This is a genomic window from Flavobacterium sp. JAS (genome assembly GCF_020991455.1).
Classification (GTDB): domain Bacteria; phylum Bacteroidota; class Bacteroidia; order Flavobacteriales; family Flavobacteriaceae; genus Flavobacterium.
Genome location: NZ_JAJMOX010000010.1, coordinates 132,722 through 154,780 on the forward strand (window position 1 = coordinate 132,722; position 22,059 = coordinate 154,780).

The following is a 22,059-nucleotide window of genomic DNA, read 5'->3' on the forward strand; positions in this document are numbered from 1 at the left end:
AAAAAAAGTTTGCCACGAATTACACCAATTATCACGAATTTATAAATGCGCTTGCTTAATTTACAATAAGAATTAGTGATAATTGGTGTAATTCGTGGCAAAAAAAATGGTGTTTTTTTATTGCTTTTTGATGTTTTAGTATCTTTCTTTATACTACATTTCAGATATATTTGTGAATCGTATTTATATTTTAATAAATAAATTATGTTTCTCAAAAAAATAGCGTTTTTAATTTCGTTTTTACTGGTTTCGATTGTTTCAACTTCACAAAGTAAAACCAATACATTTCTGTATGAAGGCCGGGTTGAGAAACTCCAAAATAATACTGTTGTTTTAATTGGCACAGCTTCATTGGTTTCTTTTAATTTTACAGGAAATGAATGTTTAATTACATTGCAAAGTGTAAATTCTTATGAACATCATAATTATGTTTCCTTAGTTCTGGACGGAAAATATATTGGAAAAATCAGAATTGAAAAAGGTGCAGCACAATCTTTTCCGATAAAAATTACTTCAAATAAAAAAGAACATCACCTTGAGATTTATAAAAATACAGAAGCACAAAGCGGAAATATTTTGTTTGCAGGTACAACTGCAAAACTGACTTCAATTTCTGCCAAAAAGAAAAAGAAAATTGAATTTATAGGAGATTCTATAACCTGTGCGGCGGCAAGTGATTCGGTTGATTGTGATTCGGGCGAATATATGGATCATCATAACGGATATTATGCTTATGGAGCAGTACTTTCCAGAGAAATTGGCGTTGATTATTTGATGAGTTCTGTTTCCGGAATTGGGATGTACAGAAACTGGAATGATGAGAATAAAGATGAAGCCATTATGCCTGATGTTTACCAAAATTTATACTTAACAAAAGATGCATCGAAACCTAAATATGATTTTGCTTTTCAGCCCAATATTATCAGTATTGCTTTAGGAACCAATGATTTTTCTGGCGGAGACGGCAAAAAAGAGCGTTTGCCTTTTAATGCAGAAAAGTACGTGTCAAATTACATCAATTTTATAAAGATGTTGTACAAACACAATCCGAAAGCGCAAATTGTGATTACAAATAGTCCAATGGTAAATGGCGAGAAAGCAGTTGTTTTTGAAGATTGTCTGAATAAAGTGAAGAACGCTTTCGCCGAAGATAAAAAACACAAAACGATTCAGATTTTTAAATTTAAACCAATGACACCAAAAGGCTGTTTAGGACATCCGGATGTTGCTGATCAAAAAGTCATGGCAGATGAATATGCTCCGTTTTTAAAAAAGCTGTTAAATGAAAAATAATATATTTAAGTTTGTTTTCATTCTGATGATTTCCAGTACTATGATGGCAAACGTTACACTTCCGAATATTTTTGACGACAATATGGTTTTACAACGCAACTCCGAAGTGAAAATTTGGGGTTGGGCAAATCCAAAAGAAGAAATCAAATTGGTTTCCAGCTGGAACAATAAGGAATATAAAGTTGTCGCGAATAATCAGGCGCAATGGGAACTTCACATAAAAACGCCCGAAGCCGGCGGACCCTATACCATTTCTATAAAAGGATATAACGAAGTCATTCTTAAAAATATTCTGATTGGTGAAGTTTGGGTTTGTTCCGGACAATCCAACATGGAAATGTCTGCAAGTTGGGGAATCGATAATGGCAAAGAAGAAATGAAAAATGCGACAAATCCGAATATTCGTTTTTTCTTAGTTCCAAAATTAACCGCTACAAGTCCGCAGAATAATTTATCAGGAAACTGGACAGAATCAACTCCGGAAACCATGAAATACTTCAGTGCGATTGGCTATTTCTTTGCCAAGCGCTTACGAGAAGATTTAAAAAATGTACCAATTGGATTAATATCTTCTAACTGGGGCGGAACTCCTGCTGAAATCTGGATGCCGGAAGAAGTGGTTCAGAATGATCCTATTTTACTTGAAAATGCCAAAAAGCTTAACGAACAGGAATATGGTCCACGTCAGCCTGGACGTGCTTACAATGCCATGATTTATCCGTTTGTGGGTTTTAAAATTGCCGGAACGCTTTGGTATCAAGGCGAATCAAATGTTGGTTCGTTGGTTTATGATAAAACATTATCGGCTTTGATTACCTCTTGGAGAAAAGCATGGCAAGACGAATTTCCTTTTTATTACGTCCAGATTGCGCCTTATAAAACGGGAAGTAATAATTTCTCTAATGTTATTGTAAGAGATTCTCAAAGAAAAACTCTGAAAGAAGTTCCGAAAACGGGAATGGTTCTGACAAGCGATATTTCGGATACGATAGATATTCATCCAAAGAATAAAAAAGATGTTGGAATTCGTTTGGCAAATCTGGCTTTAGCCGATATTTATAAAACGAATACTAATTTGGTAAACGGACCACTTTTCAAAAATTTCAAAATAGAAAAAAACAAAGTAATTGTTTCGTTTGATTATTCTGAAGGATTGTACTTTAAGAATAAAATATCGAATCAATTTGAAGTGGCTGGAGCCGATGGAATTTTCTTTCCTGCAGAAGCTTCGATCAAAAATAATCAGGTGATTTTGACAAGTAAAAAAGTTGAAAATCCAGCGAAAGTGAGATTTGCATGGGGAAATACAATTCAATCGGATTTGTTTAATAAAGCTAATTTGCCGGCTTCTTGTTTTACGGAAGAATTTTAGATTTTTTGCCCGCGGATTGTACGGATTTAAACGGATTTATGCGGATTTTATTTTGTTTGGTTTCAGATCGATCTTTGCGTTGGTTGTGTCATTTCGACGAAGGAGAAATCACATTAGTAGCTCGACAAAGATTGGCGACTTAGATTGTGGAATTTCTTGTGCGATTTCTCCCTTCGGTCGAAATGACAAGATTGGGTATTAAAAACAAAAAGGTTCTCATTTACCGTAAATCTCGTGAGGGATAGCAGTGGAAAGCCCACAGCCTGACGAAGGAAGTGCGAGGACTTGAAACGAATAGCCCGATTCGCTGCGGCGAACACGCCCAAATTACTAAACTCAAAAGCTTAGAAGCTCAGTGCCTCAGAACCTTAGCGCCTTAAAAATAAACTATCTGACCATTAAGCCATTATGAAAAATAAAAAAATAATAACCATTGGGATTTTTGCCCTGTTTACTGTTGGAAATATGAATGCACAGAAAAAGCCGTATTTGGATAAAAATAAAAGTATTGAAGAACGTATTGATCTTCTTTTGCCTTTGATGACTTTGGAGGAAAAAGTGGGGCAAATGAATCAATATAACGGTTTTTGGGATGTGACGGGACCGGCTCCAAAAGGCGGAACTGCGGAGTTGAAATATGACCATTTACGAAAAGGCTGGGTGGGTTCGATGCTGACGGTTCGCGGTGTGAAAGAAGTTCGTGCGGTTCAGAAAATTGCAGTAGAAGAAACTCGTTTGGGAATTCCGCTGATTATAGGTTTTGATGTGATTCACGGTTATAAAACGTTGAGTCCAATTCCGTTGGCAGAAGCGGCGAGTTGGGATTTAGAAGCGATTAAAAAATCGGCGGCGATTGCGGCTGATGAAGCTTCGGCATCTGGAATTAACTGGACTTTTGGACCAAATGTCGATGTGGCAAACGATGCGCGTTGGGGTCGTGTGATGGAAGGTGCGGGTGAAGATCCGTATTTGGGAAGTAAAATTGGCGCTGCAAGAGTTAAAGGTTTTCAGGGCGAAACTATTGCCGATTTGGCTAAAGTAAATACAATCGCAGCTTGTGCAAAACATTTTGCTGCTTATGGTTTTGTAGAAGCCGGACTCGAATATAATATTGTAGATATTAGTAATTCTAAATTATATAACTCTGTTTTACCGCCTTTTAAAGCTACGGTAGATGCGGGTGTTCGTACGTTTATGAATTCGTTTAATACTTTGAATGGCGTTCCGGCAACCGGAAATGCGTTTTTACAAAGGGATATTCTAAAAGGAAAATGGAAGTTTGACGGTTTTGTGATTTCAGATTATGCTTCGATCCGAGAAATGATTGCGCACGGTTATGCAAAAGATGAAGCTGATGCAACTGCAAAAGCGGTTATTGCAGGCTCTGATATGGATATGGAGTCGTATTTATACGTGGCAAAATTAGCTGATTTGGTGAAAGAGGGAAAAGTAAAAGAATCTTTGGTTGACGATGCGGTTCGTAGAATTTTGCGTGTGAAATTTGAATTAGGATTGTTTGATGATCCGTACAGATATTGTGATGAAAAGCGTGAGAAAGCGATTGTTGGAAGTAAAGCCAATAATGACGCCGTTCTGGACATGGCAAAAAAATCAATTGTATTATTGAAGAATGAAAAGAATTTGCTTCCGCTGAAAAAATCAGGGCAGAAAATTGCTTTGATTGGTGCTTTGGCAAATGATAAAAATAGTCCGTTAGGAAGTTGGAGAATTGCATCGGATAATAATACGGCAGTTTCTGTTCTTGAAGGAATGCAGCAATATAAAGACAATCAGTTGACATTTGAAAAAGGTGCTGATTTAATTGTTGGGAAAACGAGTTTCTTAGATGAGGTGATTTTTAACACAACTGATAAAAGCGGATTTGAAGCTGCAAAAACAGCTGTAAAAAATGCTGATGTTGTGGTGATGGTTTTGGGAGAACATGGTTTTCAGAGTGGTGAGGGCAGAAGTAGGACTGATCTTAATTTGCCTGGAGTTCAGCAGGAATTATTAGAAGAAATTTATAAAGTAAATCCAAATATTGTTTTGGTTTTGAATAATGGTCGTCCGTTAAGTATCCCATGGGCTGCAGAGCATGTTCCAGCCATTGTTGAAGCCTGGCAACTGGGAACTCAAACCGGAAATGCTGTGGCACAGGTTTTATATGGAGATTATAACCCGAGTGGAAAATTACCAATGTCTTTCCCGAGAAATGTGGGACAGGTTCCAATTTACTACAATAAATACAGTACAGGAAGACCAACTGATGTTGATGAAAATGTGTTTTGGTCGCATTATACTGATGTTGCGAAAACACCTCAATTTCCGTTTGGTTTTGGATTGAGTTATACTAAGTTTGATTATAAAAACTTGAAATTAAACAAAACCGCTTTTGCAAAAGGAGAAAACGTACAAGTGAGTGTTGAAGTGAGTAATTCAGGGAATTATGACGGAAAAGAAGTCGTTCAGTTGTATATTCATGATGAATATGCAAGCATTGTTCGACCAATTAAAGAATTAAAAGGTTTTGAGTTAATAAACTTGAAAAAAGGTGAAACTAAAACCATAACTTTTACTTTGACAGATAAGGAACTTGGATTTTATGATAATGAAGGGAATTACTTAGTAGAACCTGGAACTTTTAAAATTATGGTTGGAGGAAGTTCTGATAAAGGTTTAACGAGTGGTTTTGAGATAAAAGAGTAAAGTTTTTGCCACAAAGACACAAAGACGCCATTTTTTTTTCGCCACGAATTCACGAATTAATTGTTTGAAAATTCGTGAATTCGTGGCGATTTTCTAATTTGAATAAAAAGCTTAGCGTCTTTGTGTCTTTGTGGCAAAACTTCGGGAGTTTTTTGTATTTTTAAAACCTATTAAAACTTCCAACCATTAAATCAAAAAAATGAAATATAACAGATGTGGAAAAAGCGGGTTATTACTACCTGAAATTTCTTTAGGATTATGGCACAATTTCGGCTCAGTTGATAATTTTGATAATGCAGAATGTATCGCTGTAGAAGCTTTTGATAAAGGAATTACGCATTATGATCTTGCTAATAATTACGGACCGGTTCCAGGTTCTGCTGAGACTAATTTTGGTAAAATTCTGTGGCATAATTTTCAGGGAAATTTGCGTGACGAAATCATTATTTCGACCAAAGCCGGTTACACGATGTGGGACGGACCTTATGGCGATTGGGGTTCCCGTAAATATTTATTGTCAAGTCTGGACCAGAGTTTAAAAAGAATGAAAGTTGATTATGTAGATATATTTTATTCACATCGTCCAGATCCTGAAACACCAATTGAGGAAACCATGATGGCTTTAGACTATGCTGTAAGAAGCGGAAAAGCATTGTATGTTGGAATCAGTAATTATTCGGCAGAACAAACTCGGGTTGCAGTTGATGTTTTAAAACAATTAGGAACGCCGTGTTTGATTCACCAAGCTAAGTATTCGATGTTAGAACGTTGGGTCGAAAATGGTTTACTGGATGTTCTCGAAGAAAAAGGAGTAGGCTGTATTGCGTTTTCGCCTTTGGCACAAGGACTTTTAACGGATAAATATTTAAACGGTATTCCTGAAAATTCAAGAGCACATAATCCAAACGGACATTTAAAAGAAGATGAGGTTACTTCTGAAAGAATCCAAAAATTAGTGCAACTGAATGAAATTGCTCAAAATCGTAATCAATCTTTAGCACAAATGGCTTTGGCGTGGCTGCAAAAAGACAAACGAATTACCTCGGTTTTAATTGGTGCAAGTTCAGTGAGACAGTTAAATAATAATATTGATTGTTTGCAAAGTTTGGAATTTACACATGATGAATTGAATGCAATTGAAAAAATATTAGCATAAAATTTTTATAGACATATACCGTAGGGCAATGTCATTAAGTTAAGCTTTTAGAAAATAAAATTATTGCAAATCAAATCCGTTTTTATCCTCGTTTTTACGAAGTAAATCTGTTTTATCCGCGTCAAAATTAGACGCTGATTTTACTGATTCGCTAAAGCGAAAACGCTGATAAAAGCGGATTTTTCTAATTACTTTCTTGATTAAACTGTTAAGTAATTTTATAGATTTGCCCTTAATTTAAAGACATTGACTGTAGAGACGCACAGCAGTGCATCTATGTCATGTATGTTAAAATTATTTTTTCAATTCCTGATTGTATTTTTTCACAATCTCTAATGTTGATTTATCCGAAGAAAATACAGAATTCAATCCTTGTGGTTCTTGCGGCGGATCAGTCGTTAAAGGATCTCCGGGACTCCATTTTCCGGTTACGTTAACCGCTTTTCCTTCTCCACCAAAACCCCAGAAATTTGCCGCTTGCAACGGACCATTATTTTTACGGCTATCGGCAACACGGCTGAAAATATAGTTATAGAAAATATCTCTATTCGCAGCAGCTGCCGTTGCCAGTAAGCTTTCGTTTTCTCTTCCCAAACCAAATTCTTCAATAATAATAGGGCGTTTCAAATTATTGGCAACTTTGATGTGATCGTCAATATATTTCCCTGCATTTTCCAGCGTTGTTGGTATTGTTTTTTCGGCGTTGTCAGCCTTAAACCAGCCCCAGTTTTTAGGCCAAATGTGCATTGTCAAATAATCAATTTTCGGATTTTGATGTGTCCTTTCGAAAATTTCCATGCTATCATTAGAACTATTTTTTCCTTCAGAACCTGTAGAAATCAGGTGATTTTTGTCTAAATTATCTATTAAATCTACAATATTGTTGAGCCAAACCGTAAATTTCGCCTCATTTTCTACTGTAAAAAGTCTCGGTTCATTTCCAACCTGCCACGCCATAATTGTATTGTCTTCAGTGTATTTTTTATGCGAATAGGCATTCGTTCTTCCAATAATTAACTTTACATGATTCTCCAAACCTTTCATGCAAGGTTCACAGCTATAAAATTGCTCCGTATAGGCCATAAATTGTGGCCATGTATTTGGAGCAATATTCGGAACCGGAATAGGACCTTTACCGTTCCATTCTAAATATTGCGACATTCCGCCAGACCATTCCCAGTTATTTGTCAAGTACAAAACCGCATACATCTTGCGTTTGCTCATTTCATTGATTAGAAAATCCAATCCGTCAAGCAAATCTTCATCATATTTTCCCTGTTCGTATTGTAAAGCCGGACGAACGGTAAAATCATATTTTCCGCCATCGCCGCCAACCAAAATTCGTAAATTATCGATTCCATATTTCTGCATCAAATCCAGTTCGCGAAGTAATCTTTTTCGGTCGCCCACTTTTTTCGAAGCCAGTAAACTTCCGTACCAATAATTCGTTCCAATGTATGCGTACGGTTTATTGCCTTTGTAAAATTGCGTTCCTTTTACCGTAATTCTTTCCTGCGCCTGACAGGCAATCGAAGAATAAATCAAAGAAAATAGTAGTGTTTTTAGAAATCTATTTTTCATTAGTTGTATTTTTTGGAGCTGTTTACTTTGTCAGTTCGCTATCGCTCGTGTCCTGCTTTTCACTTCAATCTTTTTATTTTTAAAGAAAAAATAAAAAGGATTTCCGTTGCAATCAGGGCTAGGGGTTTACGGTTTAATTCGGTTAAGGAGTTCCAGACAAGCACGCCCGTTGTGATAGGGACATTTCCAGAAACCTGCTTTATCTTTTTCTATTAAAGAATTATCGCGATAAATTCCCCAAAACCATTCTCCGTTTTGTTTGTCCAGAATGTGTTTTTGTATAAAGTTCCAGTTTTTGAAAACAATGTCTAAATACTTTTCTTCGCCGGTTAATTGATACGCATTATAAAAACCAATCAAAGCTTCTGCTTGAACCCACCAATGTTTTTCGGCAATTAATTCATCTTTTTCAGGATCAAATTCATACCATAAACCGCCATCAATATCTAAACCTTCTTGTGTGACTTCAGCCATTTGAATGGCGTGTTTTTTATAATTTGCAATCAAAGTTTTATCTTCCGAAATTTCGGCACATTGTAATAAAAGCCAGGCAGCTTCAATATCATGCCCGTATGAAATTACATCCGGTTTTTCGATCCAGTTTTCATCAAAAAACAATCGTAAATGTCCTGTTTCGGTATTGATAAAATGTTTTTCGATCGTTTCTAATAATTCGATGATATCGCTTTGCAGTTTTTTATCTTTCCAGACTTTAAACAAATTTGCATAGGCTTCTACGATATGCAAATGCGTGTTCATTGTCTTTTTTTCGTTGGCATCTTTATCGCTCAAACGCAAATCTTCAATAGGTTGCCAATCTCTGGTCAAAGCTTCAAAATAGCCTTTGTTCTCAGGATCATAACTGTGTTCCTGAATTTTTAAATATAAATTGATGGCTATTTCTAAAGCTTTATTGTCTTTAGAAATATCATAATATTCAGATAATCCGTAGATCGCAAAAGCTAAAGCGTAAATTTGATTTTTAGTGTCTTTTGGCGTTTTATCGACGTTTATGCTCCAAAATAAACCTCCAAATTCATCGTCATAAAAATAATCTGAAAGAAAATCAAAAGCACGTTTAGCGATCTCTTTATGACTTTCGTTTTTTGTGATTTTATAACTGGACGAAAAAGTCCATAGAATTCTGGTATTCAAAACTGAACCTTTCTCTGTATTGGCAATAATATGGTCGTTGAAATCAATTTGTCCCACAAAACCACCATTTTGATTGTCGATAGTATGTTCCGACCAATATTTTAAAATGGAATCAAGTTCGGCTGATAATTCAGCTTTAAGTTGCTTTAGTTGTATTGACACGACGATTTAAATTGTATTGTTTTTATCAATTTGGCTGATGATTGTTTTTACTGAACCCGCAGAAATAAAAGTATCTGACGGCGCATTGGTAACATAATCAACTAGTTTTTCTACAGACGAAACTGCAACGTGCATTCTCGTGTCTGATGAAGCATAATAAACATAAACGGTTCCGTTAGTATCTTCAATCCATCCATTTGAGAATAATACATTCGATACATCTCCAACTCTTTCAATTCCTTCAGGACCCATAAAATGTCCGGCAGGAACGTGTGTTACTTTGGCGATATCATCAAGATCTGTCATAAACATATAAAGTGTGTAACGCAATCCTGCCGCGGTATTTCGAACTCCGTGTGCCAAATGCAACCAGCCTTTTTCGGTTTTAATAGGAGCAGGACCAAGACCATTTTTCAATTCATAAATGGTATGATATTGTTTCCCGAAGATGATTTTTTCGTCTCTTACAACCGGATTTGTCATATCGTCAACATATCCCAAACCAATTCCGCCACCAGCTCCAACGTCGATAAAACCATCTTGCGGACGTGTGTATAAAGCATATTTTCCGTTTACAAATTCAGGATGTAAAACTACATTTCGTTGTTGACCGGTATTTGAAATCAAATCCGGCAATCTTTCCCAGTTTACTAAATCTTTTGAACGCACGATTCCAGCATTGGCCACAGCCGAACTTGTATCGCCTTTTGGAGCTTTTGGATCTTTTCTTTCGGTACAAAAAATACCGTAAACCCAACCGTCTTCGTGATTGATCAAACGCATATCATAAACATTTGTATCAGGCTCTGCGGTTTGTGGAATCACACATGGTTTGTCCCAAAACTTAAAGTTGTCTACGCCATTTGGACTTTCCGCTATAGCGAAAAAAGATTTTCTGTCGATTCCTTCTACACGAACGGCAAGTAGATATTTTCCGTTCCATTTCATTGCACCGGCGTTAAAAGCGGCATTCATTCCGATTCTTTCCTGTAGAAACGGATTGGTTTTTTCATTCAGATCAAAACGCCAGTTTAATGGTACGTGAGCTGCTGTAACAACCGGGTTTTTATAGCGTTCGTATATACCGTTTCCGGCTTCATCCTGAGGAGCATTTTTTTGCTCAATCAGTGTTTTATGTTGTTTTTCTAAGGCTAATTTTCTGTCTTGAAAAGTAGTTGAAGAGGTTATTGTTGTCATATTAATTGATTTCTGTATCTGTATAATTTTAATTGGTCTGGTCTCGTTTTTCGTCTAAATCTTGTTCTATTATTTGAAGTTTTTCTTCGGATAAGGGATAAAACAAAATAAAAAGCACTGATATAATTGCTGCAATTGCAGGAAGAATACTTAACATTAATTGAATCCCATTTTGAGTTACTGCGGTTTGCTCCACATTAGCCTGAAAGCCATAATAACCTAAAAGCCATCCGGTTCCTGCGCCACCAATTGTCCATCCAAATTTTTGTGACATTGATGAAGCGGAGAAAACTAATCCTGTCGCTCTGCGTCCTTGTTTCCATTCTGAATAATCGGCGCTATCTGCATACATTGACCAGATTAACGGGAAAATGCAACCGGCACAAATGCTAATTAAAACCTGAAAACTCATGATCAGGAAAACATCTTCTTTACCGAAGAAATAGAAAATCAAACTTAATATTGCGGCCATAGCCATGGCACCAAAAAAGGTTTTCTTTTTTCCGATTCTGTTTGCAATTGGCGTTGCAGCGATCACTCCAATAATATTTGCTGCTTGTCCCAGTACCAAATAAATGGAAGTTGGCGTCATATGAAAATCGGTTCCAAAAAGAGAAAAATCAAAGTTTACGCTGCTGCTTACATAATATTTAAAGTAATAAACGGCGGCACCATCGCGGATTGAATTGAAAACTAAAGCGCCAATTCCGGCACCAAGTAAAATCCACCAGGGTTTATTTTTTAGTAAATCGTTTAAATCTTCTTTTAGATTGTTTTTTTCGTCTGAAATTGGTTTTACTCTCTCTTTAGTAAAGAAAAAACAACCCCAGAAAAAAGCAGTTGTAATCACTCCAAAAACAGAGATTGTAGCTAACCAGCCTGTTTTAGAATTTAAGCTTCCGCCGAAGTAATTTACTAAAGGTTCAATTAGCCAAAGTGCTAGTAAACTTCCGCCAAAAGCAAAAACCATTCTATAAGAAGATAATGTGGTTCTTTCTTTTCGGTCAGAAGACATAACGCCCAAAAGTGAAGCATACGGCACATTGATTAACGAATAAATCATCATCATGGTGGAATAGGTTACGTAGGCGTAGATTATTTTTCCTTTTTCATCAAAGTCCGGTGTGTAAAAAGTCAAAACTCCAATCACGGCAAAAGGCACGGCAATCCATAATAAATAAGGTCTGAATTTCCCCCATTTACTTTTTGTTCGGTCAGCGATGATTCCAACAATTGGGTCAAAACAAGAATCCCAGATTCGGGTAATCAAAAACATGGTTCCTACTACGGCAGGCGCCAATCCGAAAACATCGGTATAGAAAAATAGAAGATACATGCTGAAAATTTTCCAGAACATGGATGATGCGGCGTCTCCAAGGCCGTAACCTATTTTTTCTTTTAAACTAATTTTGTCGTGCATTATGCTTTTTTTAAAGGTTGTGGTTTTTAAATTTGGATAGTTATTTTTATATTTCTATGTGTTGTTTTTGACGCGGATAAAACGGATTTACTTCGTAAAAACGCGGATAAAAACAGATTTTATTTTTTAATTCTTTAGCACGCAGATGACGCGGATTTAAACGGATTTTTAATTCTCAATTTTTAATTTTTTTAATGTCTTTTTCGAATAATGTTTTATCCAGATTATAGAAATCAATAAAATCTTTCTCGCTCACCTGACCGGGGTAAGGTGCGTAGTAATGCATCTTTTTTTCTTTTTCCTGCCAACCGTGATTTCTCCACAATAAAACATAAGATATTTTATAGTCTCCAATCGCTTTATCCAGAGTTCCTGTCCACCATTTTGGATCCGGAATTGCTTCGTAACCTGCTTCGGCAATGGCTATTAATTTGTGTTGTTGTGTTCCAAGTTCATTTATAATTTTAAGCTGATTTTGAACTTCTTCAACAAACTTTTTACCTTCTTTATCATCATTATTCTGATAAGAGTCAAAACTTAAAACATCTGCATAATCATCGCCGGGATAGTTAGCCAAAAAATCTTCTTTTGAGTTGAAACTACTGGTGTTGTAAATGTAAATTAGGTTGTGAACGCCTTTTTTCTGTAAGTAATCAAAAGTGAATTTCCATACTTCTTTAAACTCTTCAGGAGTACAATTTCCTTTTCCCCACCAAAACCAACCTCCGGTAAGTTCGTGATAAGGTCTAAAAAGAACGGGAATATTTTTTCCTTTTTTATCTTTTAAGGATAAGAGATAATTCGCCGCTTTGTCTAGCCAAATGGTAAATTTTTTATTGTTTTCTCCGCCCGGTAAAACAGTTTTAAGTGAGTTAGGAACATTATCCCAGGCACTTTTTCCGGTTGCAGGATTATCAAAATGCCAGCTTATAGTTGTGATTCCGCCTCTTTCGTGACTTTCCTCAATGTATTGCTTCATTTTTGTAAAAGAAATTCCGTCTATATTGTTTGGACTGTCTTTTTCTAAACCTGCCAAATCCCAACCATAAACGCCGGGATAATCACCAACAACATCTTTTACGTCGCTGCGGCCGTCTTCGTATCTCCAGTTTACACCATAAGCCAGGTCGTCCTGATGACCAAATAAGTATCCTTTTTGGCTTAACTGAACCAGTTTTTTGTATAAAGAAACAGTTTCAGGTGTTGCTTTTTTATCTGAAAGTGACAAATTAGTATTACCAATAATAGGCTTTGCAGAACAGTAAGTTCCTATAAATAGAGCCGTAATTAGTGTTAGTATGGTTTTTTTCATTATATGAATGTGCTTGTTTTTCAGTGTAATAACTATGAGTTTATAAATTGATAAGGGTTGTAAAACGGTTGTTTTTTCAATCGAAAATTCAATACTGTTTTTGGATTAAAATTATCAAAACTATAAAAACATATTCTATTAAAAATGATTAATGTTTATTATCAATGTTGTTTTTGTAAAATTGATAATTCTATTTTTCAAAGATAATCGGATGTTTATCGTCTAATTAATATTATTTTATCAATTATATATCATATTATTGCAAACAAAAAAGTCAAGTTTTACTTCCTAAACCAATTTTAAAGATGAGTAGTGCCAAAAATTTTTATAGAGAAATCGCTCCGCTATCTGCCGGAGATAGTTTTTTAGTGTTCGACAGAGTAAAAGACAGCTTTGATTTTCCGGTGCATTATCATCCGGAATTTGAGATTAATTTTATCTTAAACGGAAAAGGAGTGAAGCGTGTTGTGGGTGATAATATTGAGGAAATAGATAATGTAGAATTGGTTTTGATTGGGCCAAATTTATACCACGGTTGGGAATTGAGTAAATGTACAAGCAAAAAAATTCACGAGATAACAATTCAGTTTCATAATGATTTATTCCATGAATCTTTATTGTCCAGACGTATTATGAATCCTATTCGTGATATGTTTAACAGATCTATTCATGGTATTTTATTTTCGAAAAAAGTAGCCGAAGAATTAACACCAAGGCTTGTAAAGCTCTCAAAACTTGACGGAATGGATTACTTTTTGGAAATTACTTCTTTATTGTATGATTTGGCAAATTCCAGAAACCAACGTTTGCTTTCGACTTATACAGTAGATTATGATACGTTTGACGATTACGATAAAATGAAGTTGGTTTATGAATATGTACAAAAACATTTTGCCGAAAAAATTACTTTAGAAGATGTGGCTAATATTGCAAGTATGTCTATTATTTCTTTTAATCGATTTATTAAAAAGCGTACCGGGAAAACTTTTGTGAATTATATTAATGATATCCGTATTGGATATGCTGCCCGTTGGCTTGTAGAAAAAGATATGAGTGTTTCTGAGGTGGCTTTTAAATCTGGCTTTAATAATATTGCGAACTTCAATCGTAGTTTTAAAGCTATTAAAAATTGTACTCCTAGTCAATATAGAGAGGATTTTTCTGGATTAAAACGTATTTTATAATGATACTTTTTTTGCACTAATAAATATTATTTTTAACGAAATCGTTTGCTTTTTCGATGATTCGTTAATTTTTATTTATAATTCATAGTGGTTTATAGGAAGGTGATTGCGAATAATTTAATTTTTTGCTGCTTTTATTTTTATATATGTTTTTTTAATGTGCTATAGTAAAAATATTATCATTAAATGATATAATACTATCGATTTGATGTTTTGTTCTGTTATAGATTTGTTAAATAATTTAAGAAAATAAATAGGCCCTTTTTTATGACTTGAATTGTGAATGAAACAAATTTAAACTAACCAAACATTTATTATGAAAAAACTAATGACTAACTTCATTCATTGGAATGCTAACCACAGCGCTGTTCCTTTGATTTTATTCTTGTTGCTGACTAGTAATTTTATTACTGCTCAGGTAAAAATATCAGGGGTAGTGTCTGATGAAAAAGGAATGACTATTCCGGGAGCCAATATTTCTGTTGTTGGATCTAAAACTACATCTTCTACTGATTTTGATGGTAAATATACTGTTGACGCTCCGGCAAATGGAACTTTAAACATTTCATTTATTGGATTTGATTCTCAAAAAATAGCGATTAACGGAAGAACAAAAATTAATATTTCTTTAAGATCAAGCTCAGAAGATTTGAAAGAAGTTGTTGTAATTGGTTACGGAACTCAGAAAAAGAAAGATGTAAACGGTGCAATTTCTTCGGTTAAATCTAAAGATATCGAAAATCTAAAACAGGTTTCTATCGATCAGATGCTTCAGGGTAAAGCGGCCGGGGTTTCGGTTACGAATAACTCGGGACAACCTGGCGGTGCAGCTTCTGTGAGAGTTCGTGGGACGACCTCTATTACAGGTACAAACGAACCTTTATATGTAATTGATGGTGTGCCAATTTCCGGAGATGCCACAGGTAAATCTACAAGTGGCCAGACTCTGGCTGGTAAAGATGGATTCTCGGCTTCAGGCGGAAGCGGTAACAATGCGATGAGCCCTTTGTCTATGATTAATCCTAATGATATTGAGTCTATGGATATTCTTAAAGATGCTTCAGCGACAGCTATTTATGGTTCAAGAGGAGCAAACGGAGTAATCATTATTACGACAAAATCCGGAAAAAAAGGAACGGGAAAAATTTCATACGAGAACTATACTTCTTTTGCTACGGTTTCAAATAAGCTAGATGTTTTGAGTTTATCGCAATACGCTACTCTTAAAACAGATTTAGCTAAACTTTGGGGATATCAAACGCGTCAGGAGTTTTCGCACCCTGAATTATTAGGACCAGGTACAAACTGGCAGGATGAAGTATATAGAACTGCAATTTCTCAAAGTCACCAATTATCATTTTCTGGTGCTAAAGAAGGAACTAGCTATTATTTATCAGGAAGTTATTTAGATAATGAAGGAACTATTATTAACTCAGGATTAAAAAGATATACGGTTAGATTAAACTTAGATTCAAAAATCAAATCATGGTTAAGAATTGGTGGAAATCTTACTGGTGGTATAACAAATGAGAAAATTACAGTAAATCAAAGTTTTTCTGGATTAATCTCTAATACTTTATTGCAATCTCCAGATATCCCTGTTCGAAATTCTGATGGTACATTTGCAGGTCCACCTTCATCTGAACAAAGTGTTACCTATTATAATCCGGTTGCTGAAGCTTTGACAAGAGATAATAAATTAGTTAGAAAAAATTTCTTAGGCAATATTTATGCTGAAGCGGAGATTTTTAAAGGATTAAAATATCGTATCGAAATTTCTGCAAATACAGAGTTTTCAGAGAATGACGATTTCAGACCTTCGTATGCGTGGGGAAGTCAGACTAATTTATTGGCAGATCTTGATGTAAGAAGACAAAATTGGTATTCTACCAATATCAAAAACTTATTGACTTACGATAAAACAATCGGGAAACATAAGTTTACAATTTTGGCAGGTCAGGAAGCAAACGATTCTCATTGGGAAGGTTTAATAGCATCTGCACAAGGTTTTAAAACAAACTCTATTCATACTATTAATTTAGCTGATGTAGATAATAATACAGTTACACAATATAAAGGAAGCGCATCACTTTCGTCTCTTTTTGCTCGTCTTATTTATGATTTTAATGATAAATACAGTATTACAGCTTCAATCAGACAAGACATTTCTTCTAAGTTTGATCCAACTACAGAGAATCAAAAAGGAGTTTTTAATGCGATATCTGGTTCCTGGAGACTGTCTAGTGAATCATTTATGGCGGGAACTCGTAAATATGTAGACAATATTAAATTTAGAGTTGGATACGGAGAAACCGGTAATCAGCAAATTCCTAACAATAGTTATTCTGCAATGTTAGGTACTCAGAATTCTGGTTTAGGAAGCGGATTTTTGCCTTCAAATTATCCAAATCCGGGCTTAGTTTGGGAATCATTAAATCAAACAAACTTAGGTATTGATTTTACAATGCTTAATAATAAACTTTCTGCAAGTTTTGATGTTTATGATAAAAAATCTAAAGGATTCTTATTTCAGGTTCCATTGCCTTTATATTTAACTGGAGGCGGAGGGCAATATGGAGGGATTTCAGCTCCATATTCTAATCTTGGAACGATGAGTAACAAAGGTTTTGATCTTACACTTGGTTATGACATGAGATCATCCGGAAACTTTAATTGGGATGCATCTGTAGTGGTTTCTCATTACAAAAATAATCTGGATGAAATTGCAAACGGAATTATTTTGACCCAGGAAGTTAATACAAACGGATACCAGCCGGTTGTGGTTACAAATACAACGATAGGAAACCCAATTGGAATGTTTTACGGATACAAAACAGATGGATTATTTAAAGATCAGGCAACTCTTGACGCTGCGCCAATTCAATTTGGACAGCCTGTAGGAACTGGTGCTGGAGAAACTTCTTTGGGAGATGTGAAATATGTGGATGTAAATAAAGACGGAAAAATTGATGCAAATGATAAAACATTCATCGGAAATCCGCATCCAAAATTTACTTATGGTTTTACCAATAACTTCAAATACAAAAATGTCGACTTGTCTATTTTCCTTCAGGGTTCTTATGGAAATGATGTAATGAACTTAACCAGAAGAGGCGGAACAACAAATGCATCTTTATATGATAATCAATTAGTAGATGCATTAGATTATTATTCTCCTACAAATACAGGAAGTAATAACCCAAGACCAATTGCAGATTCAGCAAATAATAACTTACTTATTTCTGATCGTTATGTAGAGGATGGTTCTTATTTAAGAATCCAAAATATTACTGTTGGATATTCATTACCACAAGATATTATTTCAAAATATAAAATATCAAGATTAAGATTATACGGATCAGCTCAAAACTTATACACGTTTACTGATTATTCAGGCTATGATCCGGAGATAGGCTCTTTTAATCAAAATGTGCTTTTGTCAGGAATTGATAACGGAAGATATCCGGTTGCGAGAACATTTTTAATTGGACTTAACTTAGAATTTTAAAAATTAAAAGAACATGAAAAAGACATCTTTTTTAAATAAATATAGTTTGCTACTTCTAGCAGCGGCATTTCTGACTTTTGGATCATGTCAGGATGATTTTACAGACAGACCTTCTGAAGACGGAATAAGTTTAGATTCTTATTATAGTACAAATGATCAGGTAGCATCTGCTACAAATGGTATGTACAGCAGAACCTGGTTTCAGATGTATAATAAATTTTGGTGGGCACTTGAGGTAGGTTCTGGAAATATGTATTCAGGATCTCCGGATGTTAGTGGTTTAAGAACATTTTCGTTAAACGGAAGTGATCCTGAATTGGTAAATGGCTGGTCAGCATTATGGGCAAATGTGCAACAAGGTAATATGATTATTAACTTTTTGGCGGCCAGAGTTGGTCCGGCAGTTGATAAAAATGTTTTGGATAATACGGTGGGTGAGGCTTATTTTATGAGAGCCACTGCTTATTTTGATTTGGTAAGACTTTGGGGACCGGTGCCAATTATCGAAAATCCTCTTGATTATACAAGTAATCCTTATGTAAATACAAATACAGTCGATGACGTTTATAAATTGATTGTAATGGATTATTTGAAAGCAATTAATTTATTGGCAGACAAAAACAGAGGTGCTAATTATGCTAATAACGGGCACGTGTCTAAAGGTTCTGCAAAAGCAATGCTGGCCAAAGTTTATTTGTACCAAAAAGATTATGCTAATGCCAGAGCAATGGCAGAAAGTGTTATTAATAGTGGAGAATTTAAGCTTTTGGGCGGAGATCAATTACCGGGAAAAAGCTTTGGCGATTTGTTTACTTATCCAAACAATAATAACGAGGAATCTATTTTTGCTATTCAGTGGAAAGGTGATGGAAATTACGGATCAGCAAATAATTGTAATACACAATTTGGTTTTCAGGACGGAACCTTATCAACTTCAAATGCATCTTATGCAGGAGTTTTTGGACCAAGTCAAGACGTTTTATTGTCATTATATGATGCGAATGATGTTAGAAAACATGAAACTGTAATGGTTGCAGGTGATTCTTATCCTAATATTAAAACAACTTCAGGAATTGGATTTACAGTTCCTACCGGTAAAGATTTGGCGCAAGCTTCTGGTGGTGCGATTAAAAAATACTGTATTGGTGTTGTAAACGGAAACGTAACGGGTCAGGCTGATGCTTGGGCTATGATGGATAATAATTCATACGTAATGCGTTATGCTGAATTGTTGTTAATTCATGCCGAGGCTGTTTTGGCGGGAGGAGCAAGTACTTCAGACGCTGGGGCATTAAGCTCTATTAATGCAGTTAGAAAAAGAGCTGGACTAAGCAATCTAGCTTCTGTAACTTTTGATGATATATTCTTAGAAAGAAGAAAAGAATTGTGTTTCGAAGGAGATTATTGGTTTGACTTAGGGCGTATCGACAAAAATAAAGCAATCGCAATTATGTCTGCACAAAATAGAGGAGACCGATATGCAGAACGCCATTATACACCTATATATAGTGATGATCATGCTACAAATGATTTCTATATGGATTATCCTGATAATGAAGTGGCTAAAAATCCTAAGTTATTACAAGCTCCGGTTCCATATACTTTTAAATAATTATTAAAATTTGAATATTATGAAAAATATAAAAATAAAATATCTATTGCCGTTTTTTGCTATGGCTGCCGTGGTACTAGGTTTGTTTTCTTCTTGTGATAGTAATGATGCTTCAAGTAGTAGTTCTGGTGCTCCGGAAATTACAAGTGTAGCAAAAGCTGTAGAGGGAGATTTGGTTCCTGTAACAGTTGGAGATCCTAAAAACTATTATATTATTAGAGGTAAAGGTCTTTCGACAGTAACAAAAATTTACTTTAATGATTTTGATACCTATTTCAATCCTGTATTAGTTACAAATACTGAGATATTCGTTTTAATTGATGAAAAAACACCTTATGCGAATTCAAGTAATAAATTGAAAGTTGTTACAAAAGCAGGAACTATTCTTTATGATTTTGTGGTAGCACCACCAACACCTAAGTTTGATAGCTTTAATTCTATCAATGCTGCCGAAGGTGATATCGTAACAGTTTATGGAGATTATTTTTTAAATCCTACCGTAAAAGTGGGCACTTCAGATGTTCCTGTGATTTCGTCTACCTTAACAGAAATCAAATTTAAAATGCCGGCAAATGCAACAGATCAATATGTTACAGTAAGTAATATTTCGGGTTCTACAGTTTCTGCAGAAGCTATTGGTTCAGCGCTATATGATGATGTATTGCAAGGCGATGCAGGACATTGGATGTGGAACGGTGCGGATATTTTTGATACCAATTTTAAAGACGATAAAGTACAGGGAGAAGCGGCTATTAAATTTGTTTTTGGAGGATGGAATGGTGCTGATATGAAATTCAACTCCAGAGATATCTCAAAATATAAAGCATTTAGAGTTAAAGTAAAAAGTGTTTCTACAAATGCAGCTGCAAGCGTGGTCTTTGTTTTTGGAGGATGGGCTTATCAAATTAAAAAACCTTTAACAAACAAATGGACTACAATTGAAATTCCATTTTCAGATATTGGAAACCCAACTACTTTTGATCAGCTAACGTTGCAAGAGTCAGGTGGTTTTGGTGGTAACACAATTCTTATGGATGACATGGGATTTGTATTAAAGTAAAAAGTAATTATTGGTTTTGAGTTTTGTTTAAGTATTCCCTAATCTACTCAATTAGGGAATACTTTTTTAATATAATTAATTATTGAATTTTTAATAATGAAAAAAATCATTTTAGCAATTGTATTGAGTGTTTCCGGCTTAGGTTTTAGCCAAGGGAATACACATACACAGAAAGCAGGTAAATTTGAAGGTTTGGCCATGACACCGCCAATGGGTTGGAATTCCTGGAATACTTTTGAAACCAATATCGACGAAAAATTAGTAAAAGAAACGGCTGATATTATGGTTTCGTCAGGAATGGCAGCTGCAGGGTATAATTATATTGTACTGGATGATGGCTGGATGGCAAGAGAACGTGATGCAAACGGAGATTTGGTTCCTGATCCGGTTAAATTTCCAAACGGAATGAAAGCGGTAATTGATTATGTACACAGCAAAGGTTTAAAATTTGGTTTGTACAATTGCGCGGGAACTCAAACTTGTGCCGGATATCCGGGAACGCGCGGTTATGAGTTTCAGGATGCTCGCTTTTATGCTAAATTAGGTATTGACTTTTTAAAGTATGATTGGTGTAATACACAAGGAATTACTGCCAAAGAAGCTTATACAACAATGAGTAATGCGCTTAAAACTGCCGGAAGGCCTATTGTTTTCAGCCTTTGCGAATGGGGAGACAATCAGCCTTGGGAATGGGGAAAACCAGTTGGGAATTTATGGAGAATTTCGGGAGATATCTATCCTTGCTTTGATTGCGAGTTTAAACACGAAGAAGGAAATTGGTCGTCATGGGGATTCATGAAAATTATCGAAATGCGCAAAGATATCCGCAAATACTCTGGTCCGGATCATTGGAATGATTTTGACATGATGGAAGTAGGTGATGGAATGACCAATACTGAGGATAAAGCTCATTTTGCAATGTGGTCAATGGTGGCGTCTCCATTAATCGCAGGGAATGATTTCAGAAAAATGTCAAAAGAAACTTTGGCAATCTTAACTAACAAAGAATTAATTGCCGTAAATCAGGACAAATTAGGAATCCAGGGTTTTAAACATTCTGCAGAAGACGGATTAGAAGTTTGGGTAAAACCTTTGTCAGACGGAAATTGGGCTATAACATTTTTGAATAGAAGTGATGTTGCAAAAAAAATCAATTTCGACTGGAAAAAGCATATCATTAAAGATGTCGATTTTGGTTATGAAGTTGATTTCAACAAAACAATTTTTAAATTAAAAGATCTTTGGAAGAATAAAGAAATCGGGAATACTAAAAAGAATTTTATTGCCGATATTGCTTCGCACGATGTTATTACATTAAGATTAATTCCTTAAAAACGGCTT

At 35.2% G+C, this 22,059-nt stretch carries 14 protein-coding genes; 9 read left to right on the forward strand and 5 right to left on the reverse strand.

The features are described 5' to 3' along the window. Positions 1–204: 204 nt before the first annotated feature. From LPB88_RS16300 to LPB88_RS16315, 4 genes are all read left to right on the forward strand, one after another. Positions 205–1,293 carry an SGNH/GDSL hydrolase family protein gene (locus tag LPB88_RS16300; protein ID WP_230716711.1) on the forward strand — a complete coding sequence of 363 codons (1,089 nt, stop codon included), beginning with the start codon at positions 205–207 and terminating at the stop codon, positions 1,291–1,293. Next, positions 1,283–2,665, forward strand: a complete 1,383-nt coding sequence (locus tag LPB88_RS16305) for a sialate O-acetylesterase (protein ID WP_230716712.1) — start codon at positions 1,283–1,285, stop codon at positions 2,663–2,665. Before LPB88_RS16300 ends, LPB88_RS16305 begins: the two co-directional genes overlap by 11 nt. Before the next feature lie 408 nt (positions 2,666–3,073). Beyond that, positions 3,074–5,371 (forward strand): beta-glucosidase BglX, encoded by a 2,298-nt coding sequence (gene bglX, locus LPB88_RS16310; protein ID WP_230716713.1) that lies wholly within the window; start codon positions 3,074–3,076, stop codon positions 5,369–5,371. Positions 5,372–5,570: 199 nt separating this feature from the next. Beyond that, complete coding sequence (locus tag LPB88_RS16315; protein ID WP_110836746.1) at positions 5,571–6,527, forward strand: aldo/keto reductase; 957 nt, start codon at positions 5,571–5,573, stop codon at positions 6,525–6,527. Between the two features lie 294 nt (positions 6,528–6,821). Here the strand turns inward: LPB88_RS16315 and LPB88_RS16320 are convergent, their stop codons facing one another. The 5 genes from LPB88_RS16320 to LPB88_RS16340 all read right to left on the reverse strand — a co-directional run bounded on the left by LPB88_RS16320 (position 6,822) and on the right by LPB88_RS16340 (position 13,354). Beyond that, entirely contained in the window at positions 6,822–8,108 is a 1,287-nt protein-coding gene (locus LPB88_RS16320) for a cellulase family glycosylhydrolase (RefSeq protein ID WP_230716714.1), read from the reverse strand. Between the two features lie 126 nt (positions 8,109–8,234). Further along, positions 8,235–9,425: an AGE family epimerase/isomerase gene (locus LPB88_RS16325; RefSeq protein ID WP_230716715.1), complete on the reverse strand. Its 1,191-nt coding sequence runs from the start codon at positions 9,423–9,425 to the stop codon at positions 8,235–8,237. A gap of 6 nt (positions 9,426–9,431) precedes the next feature. Next, the gene (locus LPB88_RS16330) at positions 9,432–10,622 is read right to left on the reverse strand and encodes a glycosidase (protein ID WP_230716716.1); all 1,191 of its coding nucleotides are present in this window, start codon (positions 10,620–10,622) and stop codon (positions 9,432–9,434) included. Positions 10,623–10,650: 28 nt separating this feature from the next. Beyond that, positions 10,651–12,042 carry an MFS transporter gene (locus LPB88_RS16335; RefSeq protein WP_230716717.1) on the reverse strand — a complete coding sequence of 464 codons (1,392 nt, stop codon included), beginning with the start codon at positions 12,040–12,042 and terminating at the stop codon, positions 10,651–10,653. Positions 12,043–12,217: 175 nt separating this feature from the next. Further along, on the reverse strand, positions 12,218–13,354 hold the full coding sequence (locus LPB88_RS16340) for a glycoside hydrolase family 26 protein (protein WP_230716718.1): 1,137 nt from the start codon (positions 13,352–13,354) through the stop codon (positions 12,218–12,220). A gap of 305 nt (positions 13,355–13,659) precedes the next feature. On the opposite strand from LPB88_RS16340, the gene LPB88_RS16345 reads away from it, so the two are divergent. The 5 genes from LPB88_RS16345 (at position 13,660) to LPB88_RS16365 (ending at position 22,050) form a co-directional block, all read left to right on the forward strand. Further along, complete coding sequence (locus LPB88_RS16345; RefSeq protein ID WP_041517120.1) at positions 13,660–14,538, forward strand: AraC family transcriptional regulator; 879 nt, start codon at positions 13,660–13,662, stop codon at positions 14,536–14,538. 316 nt (positions 14,539–14,854) lie between these two features. Continuing rightward, entirely contained in the window at positions 14,855–18,046 is a 3,192-nt protein-coding gene (locus LPB88_RS16350) for a TonB-dependent receptor (RefSeq protein ID WP_230716719.1), read from the forward strand. Positions 18,047–18,059: 13 nt separating this feature from the next. Continuing rightward, complete coding sequence (locus LPB88_RS16355; RefSeq protein ID WP_230716720.1) at positions 18,060–19,658, forward strand: RagB/SusD family nutrient uptake outer membrane protein; 1,599 nt, start codon at positions 18,060–18,062, stop codon at positions 19,656–19,658. Between the two features lie 19 nt (positions 19,659–19,677). After that, positions 19,678–20,718: an IPT/TIG domain-containing protein gene (locus tag LPB88_RS16360; protein WP_230716721.1), complete on the forward strand. Its 1,041-nt coding sequence runs from the start codon at positions 19,678–19,680 to the stop codon at positions 20,716–20,718. Positions 20,719–20,814: 96 nt separating this feature from the next. Then, the gene (locus tag LPB88_RS16365; RefSeq protein WP_230716722.1) at positions 20,815–22,050 is read left to right on the forward strand and encodes a glycoside hydrolase family 27 protein; all 1,236 of its coding nucleotides are present in this window, start codon (positions 20,815–20,817) and stop codon (positions 22,048–22,050) included. The last annotated feature ends 9 nt before the right edge of the window (positions 22,051–22,059 follow it).